This is a genomic window from Thiomicrospira sp. ALE5, assembly GCF_900112445.1.
Lineage (GTDB): Bacteria > Pseudomonadota > Gammaproteobacteria > Thiomicrospirales > Thiomicrospiraceae > Thiomicrospira.
This window is the reverse complement of the sequence record NZ_FOYY01000004.1, coordinates 21,476-38,739: the sequence shown is the minus strand read 5'-3', so window position 1 is coordinate 38,739 and position 17,264 is coordinate 21,476. Positions and strand designations below refer to the sequence as shown.

22 protein-coding genes, 1 pseudogene and 1 riboswitch are annotated in these 17,264 nt (G+C 46.9%); of the genes and pseudogenes, 3 read left to right on the top strand and 20 right to left on the bottom strand.

What is annotated here, in order from left to right; all coding sequences use genetic code 11:
- Position 1: 1 nt before the first annotated feature.
- Positions 2–781 (top strand): adenosylcobinamide-GDP ribazoletransferase, encoded by a 780-nt coding sequence (gene cobS / locus BM293_RS06935; RefSeq protein WP_093447957.1) that lies wholly within the window; start codon positions 2–4, stop codon positions 779–781.
- Here cobS and BM293_RS06930 read toward each other — a convergent pair.
- The 11 genes and pseudogenes from BM293_RS06930 to BM293_RS06880 all read right to left on the bottom strand — a co-directional run bounded on the left by BM293_RS06930 (position 740) and on the right by BM293_RS06880 (position 8,770).
- A complete protein-coding gene (locus BM293_RS06930) occupies positions 740–1,603 on the bottom strand; it encodes a cobalamin-binding protein (RefSeq protein WP_093447955.1) in 864 nt (287 codons plus the stop codon). The two genes, cobS and BM293_RS06930, sit on opposite strands and share 42 nt — an antisense overlap.
- On the bottom strand, positions 1,590–2,534 hold the full coding sequence (cbiB, locus tag BM293_RS06925; protein ID WP_093447954.1) for an adenosylcobinamide-phosphate synthase CbiB: 945 nt from the start codon (positions 2,532–2,534) through the stop codon (positions 1,590–1,592). The genes BM293_RS06930 and cbiB overlap by 14 nt, the downstream gene beginning before the upstream one ends.
- Positions 2,528–3,577 carry an aminotransferase class I/II-fold pyridoxal phosphate-dependent enzyme gene (locus BM293_RS06920; RefSeq protein WP_093447952.1) on the bottom strand — a complete coding sequence of 350 codons (1,050 nt, stop codon included), beginning with the start codon at positions 3,575–3,577 and terminating at the stop codon, positions 2,528–2,530. The genes cbiB and BM293_RS06920 overlap by 7 nt, the downstream gene beginning before the upstream one ends.
- Positions 3,578–4,186 (bottom strand): cob(I)yrinic acid a,c-diamide adenosyltransferase, encoded by a 609-nt coding sequence (cobO, locus tag BM293_RS06915; RefSeq protein ID WP_093447951.1) that lies wholly within the window; start codon positions 4,184–4,186, stop codon positions 3,578–3,580. It abuts the gene before it with no gap.
- Between the two features lie 184 nt (positions 4,187–4,370).
- Positions 4,371–4,625 (bottom strand): VF530 family protein, encoded by a 255-nt coding sequence (locus tag BM293_RS06910; RefSeq protein WP_093447949.1) that lies wholly within the window; start codon positions 4,623–4,625, stop codon positions 4,371–4,373.
- Positions 4,622–5,008, bottom strand: a complete 387-nt coding sequence (locus BM293_RS06905) for a YaeQ family protein (protein ID WP_093447948.1) — start codon at positions 5,006–5,008, stop codon at positions 4,622–4,624. The genes BM293_RS06910 and BM293_RS06905 overlap by 4 nt, the downstream gene beginning before the upstream one ends.
- A gap of 98 nt (positions 5,009–5,106) precedes the next feature.
- Positions 5,107–5,778 (bottom strand): annotated as a pseudogene (locus BM293_RS06900) (methylenetetrahydrofolate reductase); the annotation flags it as partial.
- Between the two features lie 21 nt (positions 5,779–5,799).
- On the bottom strand, positions 5,800–6,021 hold the full coding sequence (locus tag BM293_RS06895; RefSeq protein ID WP_093447945.1) for a hypothetical protein: 222 nt from the start codon (positions 6,019–6,021) through the stop codon (positions 5,800–5,802).
- Between the two features lie 33 nt (positions 6,022–6,054).
- Positions 6,055–6,729, bottom strand: coding sequence for an FAD-binding oxidoreductase (locus BM293_RS06890; RefSeq protein ID WP_093447943.1), 675 nt, complete (start codon positions 6,727–6,729; stop codon positions 6,055–6,057).
- Positions 6,730–6,731: 2 nt separating this feature from the next.
- The gene (locus BM293_RS06885; RefSeq protein ID WP_093447942.1) at positions 6,732–7,769 is read right to left on the bottom strand and encodes a methionine synthase; all 1,038 of its coding nucleotides are present in this window, start codon (positions 7,767–7,769) and stop codon (positions 6,732–6,734) included.
- A gap of 26 nt (positions 7,770–7,795) precedes the next feature.
- Positions 7,796–8,770 (bottom strand): DUF1852 domain-containing protein, encoded by a 975-nt coding sequence (locus BM293_RS06880; RefSeq protein ID WP_093447940.1) that lies wholly within the window; start codon positions 8,768–8,770, stop codon positions 7,796–7,798.
- A gap of 155 nt (positions 8,771–8,925) precedes the next feature.
- On the opposite strand from BM293_RS06880, the gene BM293_RS06875 reads away from it, so the two are divergent.
- The gene (locus BM293_RS06875; RefSeq protein ID WP_200770614.1) at positions 8,926–9,732 is read left to right on the top strand and encodes a sulfite exporter TauE/SafE family protein; all 807 of its coding nucleotides are present in this window, start codon (positions 8,926–8,928) and stop codon (positions 9,730–9,732) included.
- Between the two features lie 16 nt (positions 9,733–9,748).
- Positions 9,749–10,639: a LysR family transcriptional regulator gene (locus BM293_RS06870; RefSeq protein WP_093447939.1), complete on the top strand. Its 891-nt coding sequence runs from the start codon at positions 9,749–9,751 to the stop codon at positions 10,637–10,639.
- Positions 10,640–10,666: 27 nt separating this feature from the next.
- Here the strand turns inward: BM293_RS06870 and BM293_RS06865 are convergent, their stop codons facing one another.
- From BM293_RS06865 to BM293_RS06825, 9 genes are all read right to left on the bottom strand, one after another.
- Positions 10,667–11,002, bottom strand: coding sequence for a type II toxin-antitoxin system HicB family antitoxin (locus tag BM293_RS06865; protein ID WP_093447937.1), 336 nt, complete (start codon positions 11,000–11,002; stop codon positions 10,667–10,669).
- Positions 10,999–11,253: a type II toxin-antitoxin system HicA family toxin gene (locus BM293_RS06860; RefSeq protein ID WP_006461017.1), complete on the bottom strand. Its 255-nt coding sequence runs from the start codon at positions 11,251–11,253 to the stop codon at positions 10,999–11,001. The genes BM293_RS06865 and BM293_RS06860 overlap by 4 nt, the downstream gene beginning before the upstream one ends.
- A gap of 49 nt (positions 11,254–11,302) precedes the next feature.
- Positions 11,303–12,790: a cobyric acid synthase gene (locus BM293_RS06855; protein WP_093447935.1), complete on the bottom strand. Its 1,488-nt coding sequence runs from the start codon at positions 12,788–12,790 to the stop codon at positions 11,303–11,305.
- Entirely contained in the window at positions 12,791–14,635 is a 1,845-nt protein-coding gene (locus BM293_RS06850; RefSeq protein WP_093447934.1) for a TonB-dependent receptor plug domain-containing protein, read from the bottom strand.
- Between the two features lie 153 nt (positions 14,636–14,788).
- A riboswitch (cobalamin riboswitch) is annotated at positions 14,789–15,004 on the bottom strand.
- 20 nt (positions 15,005–15,024) lie between these two features.
- Entirely contained in the window at positions 15,025–15,252 is a 228-nt protein-coding gene (locus BM293_RS06845) for a hypothetical protein (RefSeq protein ID WP_093447932.1), read from the bottom strand.
- 30 nt (positions 15,253–15,282) lie between these two features.
- Positions 15,283–15,708, bottom strand: a complete 426-nt coding sequence (locus tag BM293_RS06840; protein ID WP_093447931.1) for a DUF1841 family protein — start codon at positions 15,706–15,708, stop codon at positions 15,283–15,285.
- 53 nt (positions 15,709–15,761) lie between these two features.
- On the bottom strand, positions 15,762–16,403 hold the full coding sequence (gene nth / locus BM293_RS06835; RefSeq protein ID WP_093447929.1) for an endonuclease III: 642 nt from the start codon (positions 16,401–16,403) through the stop codon (positions 15,762–15,764).
- A gap of 14 nt (positions 16,404–16,417) precedes the next feature.
- Positions 16,418–16,837 carry a type II toxin-antitoxin system VapC family toxin gene (locus tag BM293_RS06830; protein WP_093447928.1) on the bottom strand — a complete coding sequence of 140 codons (420 nt, stop codon included), beginning with the start codon at positions 16,835–16,837 and terminating at the stop codon, positions 16,418–16,420.
- A 14-nt stretch (positions 16,838–16,851) separates the two neighbouring features.
- Positions 16,852–17,094 (bottom strand): FitA-like ribbon-helix-helix domain-containing protein, encoded by a 243-nt coding sequence (locus BM293_RS06825; RefSeq protein ID WP_093447926.1) that lies wholly within the window; start codon positions 17,092–17,094, stop codon positions 16,852–16,854.
- Positions 17,095–17,264: the final 170 nt, after the last annotated feature.

Below are 17,264 nucleotides of genomic sequence, written 5' to 3'. Positions count from 1 at the left end.
TATGGCGCAGGGTTTGAAGTCTTTTTGGTTGGCTTTACAGTTTTTTACGCGCTGGCCGACTCCGCAGTTTGCCCAGGTGACCGAACAGGATATGGGGCGCGCTTTAGCTTGGTTACCGGTGATTGGATTGTTGATTGGGGCAGGCTTGTGGCTGCTTAGCCTAGTGCAATTTGCTTTGCCTACCAGTGTGGTGGCCTTGTTGATTTTGGCATTTTGGGTTTGGCAAACCGGCGCACTGCATATTGATGGTGTCGCGGATTTTGCCGATGGCTGGTTGGCAGGTTGTGGCAATCAGCAACGCGCGTTAGAGGTGATGAAGGACAGTCGAATTGGTACGGGCGGTGGCGTAGCCATCGCTTTGTTGCTGTTAGCCAAATGGGTGCTGTTGGTCGAGTTACTGACGTTGGATTTGGCGGTTTGGTTGTTGCTGATTCCGCTGGTAGCCAGGGTTGCCTCGTTAGTGTTAATGGTCACCACGTCTTATGCCAGTCAACATGGCATGGCGAAATCCATGTTCCGTTGTTTAAACCGCAAATGGGTGGTGTTTTGGAGCTTATTCGTGGTGCTCCTGTTGTTGGTGCTGCAACCAGGCCTGCTCTTGTTAGGCTTGGTTTGGTGGTGGGTTCGTTTTGTTATTGTTAGAACCCTCGGCGGGATGAATGGCGACACGGCAGGCATGATGACGGAGCTGATCGAACTGGCGATGATGCTGGGTTTGATTGCGTTAGTCAGTCTGAATCTAACGGGTTGGGCGAGCTTGATTTCGAGCTTGGTCAATTAGCTGACACAAATCCGCTAGGCCATCAATTAGGCGCGCCGTCGGGCGTTGGTATTGATCGGCATTCAGCGTGATGATCTGTCCATTTTGTTGTGCGGTTAAAAAGGTCAAGGCTTGCCAGCTTTTTAACCAGGCCTGCTGCACCTCGTCCATGCCACCGAGTAATATCATGTCCGGGTTAGCCTTAATCACCGCTTCTCGACTCACTTGGGGCGCGAGGGCCGTTTGGTCGGCAAAAACATTGATCCCACCGCACAGTGCCATCGCCTGACCAATAAATTGTTCACCATTGACGGTAATCAGCGGTTGGTTCCACACTTGGTAAAACACCTTGACGGGGCTTTTATCTTGATACTGTGCGCGCAGATAGTTTAGTTGTTGGCGTAAGCGTTCGGCTTCTGTTCGCGCTGTGTCAGTCTGGTCGGTCAGTCTACCGATTTCTTCAATTAAATTTGGAATGTCATCGAGTTGTTGGGTATCGCGCACCAATACACGAAAGCCCATGTTTTGTAAGCGAGCAATGTCTTGCGGTTTATTACCTGATGCCCAAGCGAGAATTAAATCGGGGTTGAGTTCGATAATGCGTTCTAGGTTAAGGGCATTGTAACTGCCGACATGGGCACGATTTAACGCCTCAGGCGGGTAATCCGAAAAGCTGACCACACCCACCAGTTTATCGCCAGCACCGGCGGAAAACACCAACTCGGTTAGGCTGGGTGCAAGAGAAATAATCCGCTCTACGGGTTGTGCTAAACTGGCCGATGAGGCGAGGATCAGCAGGCTAAATACCCAAGCCTTTAAAGGATTTGAATTAATAAAATGCATAGCTGATGATTCCTATCATACTTATCACGAGCAATAAACTGCCATCGATGCGATTACGCAGCGCCAACGCAGTTTGCAGATGCTTGAGGTCAATCTCGCGTGAAGCTTGTGCGGGCCCAAAATAGGGTTTGGCTTTTAATTCGCCAAAATAACGGGTTGGGCCACCGAGTTGCGCCTTAATCACCCAAGCCATTGCGCTAATTGGATAACCGGCATTGGGGCTGTCATGGCCTCGCGCTTGCTGCCAGACGTTTTTAGCGGCAGCTTGACGACCCAATAACAGGATCAAGCCAGCGGTTAGGCGCGCCGGAATCCAGTTGGCGAGATCATCCAGTCTTGCCGCGATTTTACCAAAGCGTTCATAACGGGGTGTGCGATAACCGACCATCGAATCCAAGGTGTTAATCGCCTTGTAGATGACTAAACCGGGGAGACCAAACAGTAACAAATAAAACAATGGCGCGACTAGACCATCACTGAGGTTTTCAGCATAGCTTTCAATTCCGGCTTTGTAACAGTCTGAGTGACAAAGGTCAGCAGTGTCGCGACTGACCAGCATGGCTACCGCCTGCTGCGGATGTGGATGGTTTTGTAAGGCGTTGACCGAGTCATAGAGCATGCGATGCGCCAACAGGGTGGAGGCGAACAGTGCACTGAGCAACAGTGCAAGCGTTGGATGAAGACTGTTTGTCATGGCATTTAACAGGTAAACCAGCGCAAAAGTCGCAAGTCCGCATAGCGTCAGGACCCAGATAACTAATAGCCCACCACGCAGCCGACTATCAAGATAAAACCACTTTTCAAACAGGCTGATGAGTTTGCCGATAAATACCACTGGATGTGTTCGGTTTAAAAACTCACCGCAGAGACGGTCTATCAGCAACGCCAATAGTGCGATTAGCAGGATCGTTAAAGGATCAAAGATTAACATGGGTAGTTATCAAGTGCGGTTGCGAGACGCTGGTGGGCGGCGGGTGTTTTAACCGCCAGCCGGATATGAGGTTGGTTAAAACCAAAGTTATCGCAGGCTCGAATCAGCAGGCCTTGGCGGGCTAAATACTCGGCTAGCGGTTGTGCCGGGGTATGGAGTTTAAGCAAGATAAAATTGGCTTCGCTTGGGTAGATTTTTTCAATCAAACGGCAATCATTTAATTGCGTAATCAAATCCTGTTTGGCTTGCTTTAACCAGGCCTGGGTGCGGGCATCAAAATTAGCCTGCAGCAAGGCTTGCGTCATTAAAAGGCTATCCAAGGTCGCAATCGGCCAAGTGGCCTGAGGCCAATTTTCTAGCTGAGTAGGGTGGGCCAATATTGCGCCAATACGAATACCGGCACAGCCATAGTATTTGGTCAGCGATTGAAAAATAATCAGTTTGGGATAGTGTGCAAGCTGGTCACGCAGGCTGTGCTCGGTTTGCCAGCCGATAAAGGGCAAAAAGGACTCATCAATACACAACCAGGCCTGGTGTGCTTGGCAATGTTGTAATAAGGCGATGAGCTGTGTACGTGGATACCGTCGTCCGTCCGGTGTGGCTGGATTGACCAATACCACGATACTATCAGCATTCAGTTGGCTGGGGAACACCAAGCTATCGCTATCAAGGTCGCGGCGTATCAATTGGGTGTGCGGGCTAAATAACTTGGCTGCGCGTGCATATTCACCGTAAAGCGGCGAATATAACAGGGTTTGTTTAGGACGCAGCCAGTTAAAAAAGTCAAAAATCGCTGCGGATATGCCGTTGGTTAAGCGAATCTGCGCGGTGTGGAGTTGCAGTTTTTCTGCCAGCAGCTGTTGCAGTGGACTAGCCTGTTCGGGCGGGTAGTGCATCAGTAAGGCTGGGTTGATGTTTAAATCAAAATCCGGCTGTAGCGGGTTTAAACTGGCCGAAAAGTCCAGCAATTGATTCAATGCCTGTTCTGTTGACCAGCCTAACTGCTGGGCCGCGGCAAAAAACTGCCCCCCGTGTGCCGTCATTTACAGATCGATGCCTTTTTGCGCTTGAATGCCGCTTTTATAGGCATGTTTCTCGTCTTTGATTTCAGATACCGTATCCGCAAGCTCTCGTAATTCGGCAATCGCAGAGCGTCCGGTGACCACGACATGCTGCATCTCGGGTTTTTGGCTTAGGCCATTAAGCACCTCATCTTTGTCAAGATAGTCATAGCTGAGTAGGTAGGTCAGCTCATCCAGTACAACCAGATCATAACTTGGGTCGGTCAGCATGTTCATTGCCACCTGCCAGCCATTTTTTGACGTGGCGATGTCCTGTTCGCGGTTCTGCGTATCCCAGGTAAATCCATCGCCCAGTACATGCCATTCGCAGTTTGGAAACTGACTAAAAAACGCTTCTTCGCCGGTGTCGGTGCGGCTTTTAATAAACTGACAAACGCCGACCTTCATGCCGTGGCCTAACGCACGCGCCACCATGCCAAATGCCGAAGTCGATTTGCCTTTGCCATTGCCGGTTATGACCAGCAGCAGGCCTTTTTTCTGGTCGGCACGCGCAATCGCGGCGTCGATTTGCGCCTTCTTGCGCGCCATACGGATTTTATGAAATTCGGATTTTTGCGAGTCTGTATGCATGTTTGTATCACCTTTAAAAATTAAGCGTACAGTGTACAAAAAGTTCAACAGAGGTGTTGATTAAAATTGGTGAACTCTAGGGGCAAACACCGACTTTGAACCCTTATGCCGCTAGTGAACCGGCTGAATTTTTGCGGTCAGCACGGAATATTTTTTTTACCGCTCCTGATCATCTCGCGCATCGTCAAGACCCACTAACTTGATTGGGTTGAAGAAAATTGGGTTTGTTGACGGAGTCGAGATAGAGTTGTTCAACTTGCGTGCGCGCCCAAGGCGTTTTTCTTAAAAATTTAAGACTGGACTTGATCGAGAGGTCTTTGTTAAAGCAGTTGATGCGAATTAGATTGCCCAAGCCAATCCAGCCATAATAGTCAACGAGTGCGACCAGCATTTTCTCAAGCGTCACGCCATGCAATGGGTTGTTAGCTTGGCTGTTCATCTGGATACTTCTTGAAGTTGAGTCCAGTGACATTCGCAGTCACCGCTATCGGTTGCAATATAGGCCGAATCGCCGGTTAGGCTGATCGAAAAATCCATCGTGCGGCTAATGCGTTTGGCCAGCGCCTGAACTTCATCCCAGTTAAACCGAATAATATCCACCTTGAGGCTTTGTAGCTTGGTTTGGTTTTGTGACCACCAAACGTCTGATTTGGAATTGAAACTGTAGATTTTGGTGGTGCGAGCCAAGCGGCTGGCTTTTTTTATGCGCTCTAGGTTTTCAGAAGGGTGTTGCGCCAGCGTTAGGTTAAGGGTTTGATATAAATGGCGGTTCATATCCGACAACGCAATATTAAATTTGTATATGGTTGGTTTTAACGCCACGTTATGATCCTGTTTTATTTTAAATGCTGATTAGTATAGCAAGCTTTTGTCGCAATACTGCTTATCGCTTTGATGGGCGGGATATTGAATTTTTAGGCTTAACGATTACCGACCAGATGGCATTTTTTGCAATAATGCAGCTCAAAGTCATCTAACGTTAGCTCAAACTGTCCTTTCGCGATTGCGTTACGCCACTTTGCTGTTTGTTCAAAACCGCCCAGAGGGAAGAGGTGGCAACCTGTGATCTTCGCCTCAGGCGTTTTTAATGTGTAATCTGCCAAATCACGAATGAGCTTATTGGGTGCTTGGAGTGATAAGAGTTTGTGAATGTTTTTGGCTTGTTTGAGCAGCAGGGTTTTGGACGCGCCAATGCCGCAGGCCTGTGCATGTCCTATCAAAGATCTAAGCGAGGCGATGCCTGGAATGCCGACATGAACCGCTAACGGATTGCCTTCTTCACGAATGCGTTCAACCCAGTCAATAATGGGTTGTGCTTCAAACACAAATTGGGTGACCATGTACATATCAATCTCGCTCACTTCGGAAAATTGAATTTTCCGTTGCTTATGCGCCTTTAAGCTAGCCGGTGCAATATCGGGACAGCCCTCAGGGTGGGCTGCGATACCGATGGATTGAATACCGTATTTTTCAAACAGGCCGGTTTCTAACATTGAAATAGTATCTGAAAATGCACCCGCTGGCTGTTTATCAGCACCGGCTAGTGCCAAGATTTGAGTGACACCACATTCCTCTGTTGCAGTCGCAAGTTGGAGTTCAAGCTGCGCTCGGTTTTAAAAGCGTCTGGCAGTAAAGTGAGGCACAGGAATCATGCCTTCGTTTGCAAGTCTTTTACAGGTGTGAAGGGTGTCGGCAAAATCCATACCAGGCAAAGCGGTGACATAAACGGGCGTGCTTGGTTGCAAAAAATCGGCAAAATTTGCAACGCTGAGTGAGCCCTTGGGGGTGACTTCGATAGAACTATGTTTGATTAAGTGGGTAATGGTGGGTTTCATTTTAATGTTTGAATATTTTAATGTTGTCCGAGCCTAAGCGATAAAGTGTTGTTTATCTAAACCAGCGGTTATAAATGCGTGCTTTGCCAATGGCAGCATCATGGGTGGGCCACATAAGTAAACACGGTGGGCGGTTAAATCTGGATAATCCTCTACAACCTTTTCGTGTACCGCGCCGGTTTCGCCTTGCCAATCCGCATCGGGTTCAGAAACCACGGCGGTGTATAGGATGTTTTGGTGCTGCTGTGCCAGTTGTTGCATCCAATCATGTTGATAGAGGTCGGCGGCTTGGCGCACGCCCCAATAAACATGAATTGGAAAAGTCGGCTGCGTTTTTAACAACGCTTCTAACAAGGATTGCACCAGCGCAAAGCCGGTTCCTCCGGCAACAAAAATCGTAGGCATCGCCTGTGCTTTTAAGCTGACATGATCGATTGGACCTTGCCAGTAGAGCGTCTCCCCCTGTTCTTTGCTGAATAGCTTTTGCATCCAAGGACTCGCAGGGTTTTTACGAATATGGCACTCCAATTCGCCGCTGCCATCTGGTGCGATGGCCAGGCTAAAGGGTTTGAGTTCTTCGCTATCTAAGCCCAGCAAAATATATTGCCCAGCTTGAAACTCAATCGGCAAGTCTGTCGCTAATCGTAAGCGCAGAATATCATCGGTAAAAAAGGATTTTTTTACAATTCGGATAGCGGCTGCAGACATCGTTATTGCCCTTGATTCAAAAATTCGTTGCGCAACAGCGCTGCGCCGTCATGCAGTGCTTTTAGCTTATTCCGCGCTACATGACGGGGTAGGGGAGTCATGCCGCAGTTGGTACAGGGATAAAGCTTATCGGCATCAACAAATTGCAACGCCTTGCGCAGGGTAGCGGCAACCTCCTCTGGTGTTTCAATCGCATGGGTCGCCACATCAATCGCGCCCACCATGACTTTTTTGCCACGAATCAGTTCCATTAAATCCAAAGGTACGTTTGAATTTTGATATTCCAAAGAAATAATGTCGATATTGGATTGCTGCAAACTCGGGAAGGTTTTTTCATAATGACGCCACTCTGAACCCAAGGTTTTTTTCCAATCGGTGTTGGCTTTAATGCCGTAGCCGTAGCAGATATGCACCGCTGATTCACAGGTTAAGTTTTCTACCGCCCGATTGAGCGCGGGTACGCCCCATTCATCGACCTCATCAATAAACACATTAAACGCCGGTTCATCAAATTGGATAATGTCGATACCGGCTGCCGCCAGTTCTTTGGCTTCTTCATTTAGGATTTCCGCCAACACCATCGCGAGGGTGGCGCGGTCTTTATAATGTCCATCGAACAGGGTGTCGATCATGGTCATCGGCCCAGGTAGCGTCCATTTAATCGGCTGATCGGTGAGTTGGCGTAAAAATTTGGCATCTTCGACAAACACGGATTTTTTTCGACTTACCGGCCCGACAATAGAAGGGACTTGGGCATCATAGCGATTGCGGATACGCATCGTGGTGCGTTTCTCGAAATCAACGCCAGCGAGGTTTTCGGTGAAGGTGGTGACAAAGTGTTGGCGCGTTTGCTCGCCGTCACTGACAATATCAATACCGGCATGCAGCTGCTCTTGAAGGGTGACGCGCAAGGCATCTTCTTTGGCTTCAATCAGTGCATCGCCTTCAAGTTTCCATTTTGGCCAAAGTTTTTCGGTCTCCGCCAACCAAGAAGGTTTGGGTAGACTGCCCACGGTAGAGGTAGGGAAAAGTGTATTCATTTAGTTGCTCCAATTCGTTGAAAGTTTTAAGCGTAATTCGCAGCCCATTGAGTCAGCAGGGTTTGATAGGGTTTTATAAAATGTTCTTGCGCCCATTTGCCTTGTTCAATCGCCAAGCGGCTGCGTTCTTCGCGGTCATAAACAATACGCGTGAGTGAGTGGTCTTCATGTTTTAAACTCGGTTTAAAGACATCTCCAGCGTAGGCATTGGCGTTGTAAATTTCAGGGCGGTAGATTTTTTGGAACGTCTCCATCGTACTTAGGGTGCTGATGAGCTCAAGGTTGGTATAATCGGTCAGTAGATCGCCAAAGAAAAAGAACGCATAGGGCGCAACACTATTGGGCGGCATAAAATAACGCACTTCGAGCCCCATTTTTTTGAAATAAAGTTCAGTCAAAGAGGATTCGTTTGGCAGATATTCAACGCCCAGTACCGGATGCTGGTTTTCACAGCGCTCATAGGTTTTGTTTTCCGATACACTGAGACAAATGACTGGGGGTTTGTGAAAGTGTGTTTTGTAGGCCTCTGAGTGAATAAAAGCTTTAAATAGCTTGCCATGCAGGTTGCCAAAATCATCTGGCACGCTAAATTGGCTTTTACCTTTGTTGTGCTCCAATAGACGGACACTGAAATCGTAATCCCGCACATAGGACGAGAAGTTATTGCCAATAATGCCATTAATCCGCTGTTGGATTTTGTGATCGACAATCGTAGTTTTCAAAATTTCAATGGTTGGGAAGGTTTTGCCATTGCCTTCTACATCGACATCGACATGCACAATCTCCAGTTCAATGGCGTAGCGATCCGCATTGGGGTTGTCCCAGTGAGCGCGTGCATTGAAGTTGTTGTTAATCATGTTGATGGCTCTGCGCAAGTTTTCTTGGCGGCGTTCACCGCGCGCTAGGTTGGCAAAGTTAGTTGTTAATCGTGTATCGTTTGATGGCGAATAGTGTTCATCAAACACAATACGTTTAATGCTAAAGGTGAGTGAGTCTTTCATTATTGTTAATCCTGCATTTAATTGACGGGTAAATGTTACGGATGCCGCGCAAAAAATAAAAATGACTTTATTTCAACTCAACTTGAATAAATATCATGCGGTTATTTAGGCTTTGCTCTCTATAATTTGGCCAGAACAAAATTGAAGGATTCAGTGTGGCGGAACCATTTTTATTGGAATTTTTACTCTACTTAGTAACCGGAGCTGTTGTTGGCTTGGCAGCGGGTTTGCTCGGCATTGGCGGTGGGTTGATCATTGTGCCGGTGTTAGCAACCGGGTTAACCTTCTTTATTGATTCTGAGCAGATCGTGCATATCGCAATTGGTACGTCTTTAGCCACCATTCTGGTGACATCGCTCGCGTCTGCCTATGCGCATCATCAGCATGGCGCTGTGCGTTGGGATATTTTTCGCATGTTGGCTGTGGGTGTCTTGGCTGGGGCGTTTATTGGCGGTTGGCTATCCCAGTTTATTGCATCGGCGACACTTGCAAAATTGTTTGGCATTTTAGGGGTATTGATTGCCCTAAATATGTTGTTAGCATTTAAACCCAAGCCGACTCGACAATTGCCCGGCTTGGCGGGTAATACAGTGGCAGGCAGCGTCATTGGCAGCTTGTCGTCCATTGTGGGGATTGGCGGTGGCACCTTTACCACGCCTTATCAAGTTTGGAACAATGTATCCATGCATCAAGCTGTTGCGACCTCTGCCGCCGTCAGTCTGCCAGTGGCTTTGGCCGGTTCGATCGGTTATGTGCTGGCAGGACTTCAGGCGACGGATTTACCCGCTTACACCACCGGCTATATTTACTGGCCAGCCTTTTTGGGGATAGTACTGGCCAGTGTTTTTACCGCCCCCATGGGCGCAAAACTCGCGCATCAGCTGCCAGTGAAGGTTTTAAAGCGCGCTTTTGGGGTCTTTTTGCTGTTACTTTCCGCTAAGATGTTATTTTTTACTCACTAGAGGTGTTCGCAAAATCATGTTGGATATTAAACACCTGAAAACAATGGAAGCCCTGCACAAGCAGGGGAGTTTGGTAAAAGCGGCCGATTCCATGAATATGACCCAGTCGGCTTTGTCGCACCAAATTAAGCTTTTGGAACAGCATTTAGAAATGGAGCTCTTTAAGCGAAAAACCCATCCATTGCAGTTTACCCCTGCCGGGCGTTTGTTGTTAGACAGTGCGCTGACGATTTTGCCGCAGATGCAACAACTTGAACGCCAGTTGGTCATGCTAATCCAAGGCGAGACCGGGCGTTTATGGATTGGGATTGATTGTCATACCTGTTTTGAATGGATCTTACCGTTGTTGAAGCCTTATCTGGAAAAATGGCCAAGCGTTGATTTCGATATCGTTCCTAGTTTTCAAGCGCCGCCTTTACAAAAGTTGCAGCAACAGCAAGTTGATTTTGTGGTGACGTCTGACCCTGAAAAAATAGAGGGCATAGACTATACCGCGCTATTTAGTTACGAGTTGGTTGCGGTTTTGCCCCCCAATAGTGAGTTGTCTAAAAAAGACTATTTGTTGCCGGAAGACTTCAGTGACCAGACCTTGATTACCTATCCGGTGTCGGAACAGAAGTTGGACGTGTTTAAACAATTTTTAACGCCAGCCGGCATTGAACCTCAAGCGGTCACCTATTCGGAATTAACCTTAATGATGTTGCAAAGAGTGGCGGCATCCAGAGGGATTTGCGTGCTGCCGCAATGGTTGGTTGATAATCAGGTTGATTTCCAACACCTGCCGCGCCGCGCTTTAGGTAAAGAGGGCTTATGGACTAAACTCTATGCCGCCACCCCGCAAGTGCTGACGCAACAGCCCTATATTCAAGAGTTCATTCAGCTTATTGCTAATGAGATGGATGTTTAAGTCTTCGGCTTGCTCGATTTTTAGCGATTAAGAATGAATCGTTTTAGCCAATACACTTTCAACCCATTTATTCATGCTTTTACCACTTTGTTGCGCCGATTTCAAGGCAGCGGCGTGAATTTTTGGTGAAATACGCAGCATTAATTTGCCACTTGCAGGCTTCTCAGGCACTTGTTCAAGTTGTTCACAGGCTGCTAAATAATCATCAATGGATTGATGAAACGCTTGTTCAAATCCGTCAACTGATTCGGCATGAAAACTGATAATGTCGTCAATGTTAAGCACGCGCCCGACAATAATTTTATCGTCCGGATCAAACTCCATGCTTGCACTGTATCCTTTATAAGTCATGATGTTTTTCATGGCTTGACTCCTAATTTTAGTAAAAACTCGCGTACTAATTTAACGCGATATTTAAGCGCTTCCTTTTGTGGGTGCGGGCGATGAAAGTAAGCGCGTTTACCATCCTTTTCAAAGGTCACTGATGAGCCTGAACCTTCAATCACTTGGCACCCCAATGCAACGAGCAAGCTTTCAATTTTTGACCACTCAATGTTGCCGTTGACGGGGTCGTTAAAAAGGGTAGCGAGTGTTTTTTGATGTTTGTTATTCATAGCGCAATGATAGCACTTTTGGATTTATGTGCAATCAAAAATCTAAAGCTTAGCGTTCTAGAAGGTTTAAGATATTTTCTAGGTCTAGATGCTGTTCCAGCGTGTCGGCAAGGCGATTGAGTTGTTGTTCGCGTTGTTGGTTGAGGTCAAAGGTTTCGGTTTCCGCCAGGCCTGCCCAGTTAAGTAGGGTTTGCAGGGCTTCGGGCTGGTCGAATAGACCGTGACAATAGCTGACAAAAATTTGATTATCGTTGGACACGGCACCATCGGTGTCGCCATTTTGCCATTGAATGGCGGGCGCATAGTGGTTAAAGTCGGTTATGCCTTGATGGATTTCATAACCGCTGATCTTGGCCGGTTCAACCAGGCCTGGTAGCTGCAATAAACCTTGGCGATTGATGAGTTGTTTGTGCGGGTAAAAGGTCGTGGTGTAATCCATTAAACCCAGGCCGGGTATTTGGGTTTGATCAGACTCAATATGATTCGGGTCGTTGATCATTGTGCCGAGCATTTGCAAGCCACCGCAAATACCGATTAGTTTGCCGCCATAACGTAAGTGTTTTTGTAAGTAGGGCAACCAGGCCTGGTTGTGGTTTTGTAACCAATCCAAATCAAACGCGACATTTTTTGAGCCGGGCAGAATCACTAAGTCCGCCGCTGGAATGGGTTCATTATGTTTTACCCATTGAAAATCGACTTTTGGATGCTGAATCAGCGGATCAAGATCGGTATGGTTAGAAATATGCGGAAACAACGGGGCAATCACTTTTAAAACGTCGTGGCCTTCGTGTACTTGGTGGTTATATTCCAACGAACCAACCGCATCTTCGGCATCCAAGTGTAAGCCGTGTAAATAAGGCAATACACCTAAAACGGGTTTGCCGGTTTCACGTTCCAGCCAATCCAATCCGTCTTGCAATAACGCAATATCGCCACGAAAACGGTTAATCACAAAACCTTTAATTCGATTCCTTTCAGATGCTGACAAACAGGCGAGGGTGCCGACAATGTGCGCAAACACGCCGCCCTTGTCGATGTCGGCAATTAAAATCACCGGACAATCCACCGCTTCGGCAAACCCCATATTGGCAATATCGCCTTCACGCAGATTGATTTCGGCAGGCGAGCCAGCGCCTTCGACCAAAATAAACGGATAGTCATTTGACAGCATTTGAAAAGAATCGGACACCGCTTGCGCGGCCTTCGGTTTATAAGCATGGTAGTCAAGCGCGTTGAGATTGCCGATCGACTGACCTTGTAAAATCACCTGTGCACCGGTATCACTACTGGGTTTGAGCAATACCGGGTTCATGTGAACCGTGGGCGCGATATTAGCCGCTTGCGCTTGCAACGCCTGCGCCCGACCAATTTCGCCACCATCGGAGGTGACGGCGCTGTTTAGTGCCATATTTTGTGGTTTAAACGGCGCGACGTTAAAGCCGCGCCGCACCAACACCCGACACAAGCCTGCGACCAAGGTGCTTTTGCCGGCATCCGAGGTGCAGCCTTGAATCATGAGGGTGGCGGATTTGGTCATTTATAACTTGCCTCGGATACCGACAAAGTACTGGGTGCCGCCATTACCATAAACGAAACGTGGCGTTATGTCGTCGGCTTCGTATGCTGCAACTGCCGGGATAAAATCTTCATTAAATAAGTTTTGCACTTTGCTGTACAAGCTGATGTGTTTATTTAATTGGTAATCAGCCGTGATATCCGTTACAAAGTATTCACCAATTTGTGCGCCTTTTTGATCTGCTTTGTCATAGGTTGTCCCTATGTAACGAGTTTCTAAGCCTAATCGAGTATTGTTGAAACCATAAAAGTCTAGGCTGATATTTGCTTGCTGTTCTGGACGACGTGCAAACCATTTACCTTCGCTATCTTTTGCAATTAGGTGGGTATAGCTAAGATTCAGGTCGGTTTGAATGGCGTTTATGTGACGTTTAAACAAAACCTCCATGCCTTCAAAGGTCGATTTTCCTTCCGTGTTTCGATAGTTAGTAATCGGCCAGCCGCTGACATAAGTAATTTTATTGTCGGTGATTTGATGGTAGTAGGTTACCTCTAACCCATAAGCGCCTAGCGTAATGTCATGCGCTTCGGTGGATTCAGGTTTTAAGCGAGAATAGGCGCTCTCGGATAAATTGGGGGCACGGTAACCCGTGCCGTAGTTGGCGCTGATAAAAATATCGTCGGTAAAATAATTTTTTACGCCCAATTTTCCAGTTACCTTATCTTCAAAGGCATTGTATCTGTCAGAGCGTATTGCTTGAGTAATAATTAAGCTTTGGTTATTGAATTGGTTGGTGTTTGTAATACCTAACCCAGTATTAATATAGCCTTGACCATTGAGTTTGTTTTCTAATGTTCGTTCATTGGCCGAAACTTGGATCTGATGCACACCATATTGATAACTTACGAGCGCACCTAAATCTACAATGCTGCTGTCAGCTTTAAAAGGAAAGTTGTCAAAACTTTCGCGCTGAATTTGATTATCTTGCGCATAGAGCTTCAACCTTAATTGATTAAAGTTGCCTTGATAATTTATTTGTCTGAGTGTGGAGGTGAATTCGCTATAAAAATCAGCATTCGGTGCGTTTGTACCGGTCGTAGCATCATAGTCAGTAGTTGCATCCGATTGTTGAAGATTTGCTTCAATACGCTGGGTGGATGTTAAATTAAATCCAAGTTTAAGACTTAAGTCAGTTTGCTGATAACCGTCTCTTTCGAAGTCGTACTCTGACCTTTTATAGGGTTTCACTGAAGAGAACCCATCTGTTTTGATGTTGGTAAGTCCAAATAAAAAATCGAACCGATCGTTGCCGCTGCCAACGTGCCAAGAAAGTTTTCGAAATGCATTTGAACCAATTTCCAGGTCTGCATTTAGAATAGTGTCGCTCTCACTGCGGCGAGTAATGATGTTGATGACCCCTGCCACTGCATCAGCTCCCCAGACACCTGATTGCGCACCTTTAACTACTTCTATACGTTCTACGTTATTTATTAATATGTGGTTAAAGTTTGCACCACTCAGTCCCATTGGTTCATTGACTGTAACACCGTCAATGAGCACAAGAATATTTTTGCCATCTAAGCCGCGCATGAATATTGTTGTAGAGCTTCCCATTGAGCCGTTGCTGTAGGTGTTAATACCTGGTATAGCTCTTAATGCCTCGGCGACAGTCTTGTATTGTCTAGCTTCAATCTCCTCCCGCGTAATAACGTGCATATTAGCGGTTACGGAGCGCTGGGTTTGTTCGGTGTTATTCGCTGTCACCACTATCTGAGACAATGGATTGTCGGCCGCCACCAGGCCTGGTGATAGTGCAAGCGCAACAATAAGGGGTTTTAGAGTCAGGTTTTTGGGTTTGTGTAACATGGATATGTCCTTCAATTCATTTAGTATGAACGAAGGCAAAACGGACTTAACCCAAAGCCATGCAACAAAATGCAGGATGCTTTAGGTGTTTCGAGTTTTAACGCGAAATTTTTACAAGTTCCCGTATTGCCCACCGCAATAGGTTAGTTTGAAGCAAGCTTCAAGACCTGAGGCCGGTATCCGGGCTGAGGAGCGGTTTCCTTTCCCTTCCCAATTCAGTGGCTTGCACCTGGCTGAATCAGTGGGTTATTAAAGGTCTTCTCCATCACCGTTGCGGGGGCAGCGTTCGATTTGAGGCTAGTTAGCCTCGTACGACTCTTCCCGTTTAACGCAGTATCTAAACCGCGCACCTTTAGGTTGTGCAAATTATAGAGGGTTAAAGGATTTATTCAATCTTTGTTTTCAGGCGATTGGGCGTGTTTATCGGCCATTTTTTTCGCGAGTTTATTGGCCAGTTGATAAGAAAACCAAAATGCAGGGGTGATAATCATAAAGGTGAACAGGGCCGTGAGTCCCGACTCCATCAAACCATTGTCTTGCCACAGCATCACTAAACCGACGGCTATACTGAGAAGTGCGCTGTTGCGAAGGGCGCGTTTAAGCGGATTGAATAACATGATGTAAGCCTTTGTTGGATGGGTTTAAGGTTAGTTGATTAATTGCATTAAGCAGGCCTGGTAGGCAAGCTCGTCAGGCGCTTGTTGGTTTTTTTGGCTTTGCCACAGGGCTTCGGCCAGGCAGTCCATCATTGCGTGTTCCGCCTCTAACGCACTGCCTAGTTTTAAGCTTAATACCCGGTGAACCTGCGCGATGCCGGCAGGGCGGTCGGTAGCGACTTGTTCACGAATGCCTAAATGCATCCCCATGTGCAAAAACGGATTGGTTTCGCCCATTTCGGGCAGGTATTCGTTTTTGATATGTTGGCGGTTTTCGAGCATTTTATGATATTCCGGGTGTTGCTCAATCACCAATGCGATTTGCTGTTCCAACGCATCGAGCGGTTGATTGGCGCGCGCTTTTTGCCAAATATCGGCATAGTGTTGGCGCAGTTTGTCACGTTCTGAAGTGTACATAGTTTCTGTTACTCTTTTATGAAAAGGGTGTTGAATTGCATCACCAGGCCTGGTTATTCAATATAGCGTTCTTTATCTTTAAATTCACACAGATCAAAAATGACGCAACTGCCACAGCGGGGTTTACGCGCCATGCAGGTGTAGCGGCCGTGCAGAATCAGCAAATGGTGTGCATCCATTAAATGTTCTTTAGGGGTGAATTTTAACAGTTTCTTTTCTACTTCAAGCACATCCTTACCCGGTGCAATTTTAGTGCGATTGGACACGCGGAAAATATGGGTATCGACCGCCATCGCAATTTGCCCAAATGCGGTATTGAGCACCACATTGGCGGTTTTGCGACCGACGCCGGGCAGGGCTTCGAGGGCTTCACGGGTTTGCGGCACTTGGCTGTTATGCAATTCGATCAGCATCTTGCAGGCTTTGATAATGTTCTCGGCTTTGGAGTTAAACAAACCAATGGTTTTGATATAGCTTTTTAAACCGTCCACACCGAGTGCATAAATGGCTTCCGGCGTATTCGCCACCGGAAAGAGTTTAGCCGTGGCAATATTGACGCCTTTATCCGTTGCCTGCGCCGACAAAATCACCGCAATCAACAGTTCAAACGGCGTGCTGTAATTCAGCTCGGTTTCCGGCTCAGGAATCGCTTCGGCAAGTCGATCAAAAATCTGTTGGCGCTTGAGTTTGTTCATAATCTAGGGTGTCTTTATTTCCAAGGATTAACAATATGCAATTTGGCTATGGATTCAAAGTCCTTTGTATTGCGCGTGACTAGGGTAAATTGATGCGTCAGAGCTATGGCTGCGATTTGAGCGTCTTCAACACTGCTGGCTAATTCTAGTTTTCTTCGCTGAACAATGACTTCCGCATAATGCTTGGCCGCTTGTTTGTCGAAGTCTAAACAGCGACCTTGAAAGTCATGTTCAAACATTTCTAATGCTTTTAGGGTCAAATCAGTTTTGCATTTGCCATCGTCTAACAAGCCTAAACCTAGCAAAATCTCGGCTTGGCTTATGGCAGAAATATAGAGTGTGGAAGGGTTTTGAGCATCTAGCCATTCGACAACCTTGGTGGACGGGTTAGGGCGCATAAATTCTGAAAGCACATTGGTATCAAGCAAATACATTGCTATATTTCAGCTTAATCAAAGTTTGCTATGCGCGGCGTTTGGCGTTCCGGCAGGCTAAACGCCTCGGTGGCTACGTCTTCAAACCGGGCTTTTAGTTTTGAGCCGAGTCCTTTTTCAAGCGGCGCGCGCTGACCAATAACCTGACGCAAAATACAACGCACCTCCTCTTCCATCGAATGACCATGTTGCGCCGCAATAATGCGCAAGTTGGCTTTTAAATCCTCTTCAAGGTTCCGAATTGTAATACTTGCCATTTTGCTCTCCGTGCAATCAATGATTGCGCACTATTGTAACTCAATTGTATTTACTTTTTTAACCTGAAGTGGCGGATGTTAAAGCGATTCGTGCGGAGCTGAATGTGACTCAAACCGAGTTCGCAATCGCTTTAGGTACGAGTGTTGGCACTGTTTTTATGGGCGCGTGA

Excerpts from the sequence above, each read along its gene's own strand:
- BM293_RS06880 (WP_093447940.1), bottom strand. The coding sequence starts at position 8,770 with ATGAAAGACTCACTCACCTTTAGCATTAAACGTATTGTGTTTGATGAA.
- BM293_RS06895 (WP_093447945.1), bottom strand. The coding sequence starts at position 6,021 with ATGAAACCCACCATTACCCACTTAATCAAACATAGTTCTATCGAAGTC.
- BM293_RS06870 (WP_093447939.1), top strand. The coding sequence starts at position 9,749 with ATGTTGGATATTAAACACCTGAAAACAATGGAAGCCCTGCACAAGCAG.
- BM293_RS06860 (WP_006461017.1), bottom strand. The coding sequence starts at position 11,253 with ATGAATAACAAACATCAAAAAACACTCGCTACCCTTTTTAACGACCCC.
- BM293_RS06920 (WP_093447952.1), bottom strand. The coding sequence starts at position 3,577 with ATGACGGCACACGGGGGGCAGTTTTTTGCCGCGGCCCAGCAGTTAGGC.
- BM293_RS06830 (WP_093447928.1), bottom strand. The coding sequence starts at position 16,837 with ATGTATTTGCTTGATACCAATGTGCTTTCAGAATTTATGCGCCCTAAC.
- BM293_RS06910 (WP_093447949.1), bottom strand. The coding sequence starts at position 4,625 with ATGAACAGCCAAGCTAACAACCCATTGCATGGCGTGACGCTTGAGAAA.
- cobO (WP_093447951.1), bottom strand. The coding sequence starts at position 4,186 with ATGCATACAGACTCGCAAAAATCCGAATTTCATAAAATCCGTATGGCG.
- cobS (WP_093447957.1), top strand. The coding sequence starts at position 2 with ATGGCGCAGGGTTTGAAGTCTTTTTGGTTGGCTTTACAGTTTTTTACG.
- BM293_RS06890 (WP_093447943.1), bottom strand. The coding sequence starts at position 6,729 with ATGTCTGCAGCCGCTATCCGAATTGTAAAAAAATCCTTTTTTACCGAT.
- nth (WP_093447929.1), bottom strand. The coding sequence starts at position 16,403 with ATGAACAAACTCAAGCGCCAACAGATTTTTGATCGACTTGCCGAAGCG.
- BM293_RS06850 (WP_093447934.1), bottom strand. The coding sequence starts at position 14,635 with ATGTTACACAAACCCAAAAACCTGACTCTAAAACCCCTTATTGTTGCG.
- BM293_RS06825 (WP_093447926.1), bottom strand. The coding sequence starts at position 17,094 with ATGGCAAGTATTACAATTCGGAACCTTGAAGAGGATTTAAAAGCCAAC.
- cbiB (WP_093447954.1), bottom strand. The coding sequence starts at position 2,534 with ATGTTAATCTTTGATCCTTTAACGATCCTGCTAATCGCACTATTGGCG.
- BM293_RS06840 (WP_093447931.1), bottom strand. The coding sequence starts at position 15,708 with ATGTACACTTCAGAACGTGACAAACTGCGCCAACACTATGCCGATATT.
- BM293_RS06865 (WP_093447937.1), bottom strand. The coding sequence starts at position 11,002 with ATGAAAAACATCATGACTTATAAAGGATACAGTGCAAGCATGGAGTTT.
- BM293_RS06845 (WP_093447932.1), bottom strand. The coding sequence starts at position 15,252 with ATGTTATTCAATCCGCTTAAACGCGCCCTTCGCAACAGCGCACTTCTC.
- BM293_RS06930 (WP_093447955.1), bottom strand. The coding sequence starts at position 1,603 with ATGCATTTTATTAATTCAAATCCTTTAAAGGCTTGGGTATTTAGCCTG.
- BM293_RS06855 (WP_093447935.1), bottom strand. The coding sequence starts at position 12,790 with ATGACCAAATCCGCCACCCTCATGATTCAAGGCTGCACCTCGGATGCC.
- BM293_RS06885 (WP_093447942.1), bottom strand. The coding sequence starts at position 7,769 with ATGAATACACTTTTCCCTACCTCTACCGTGGGCAGTCTACCCAAACCT.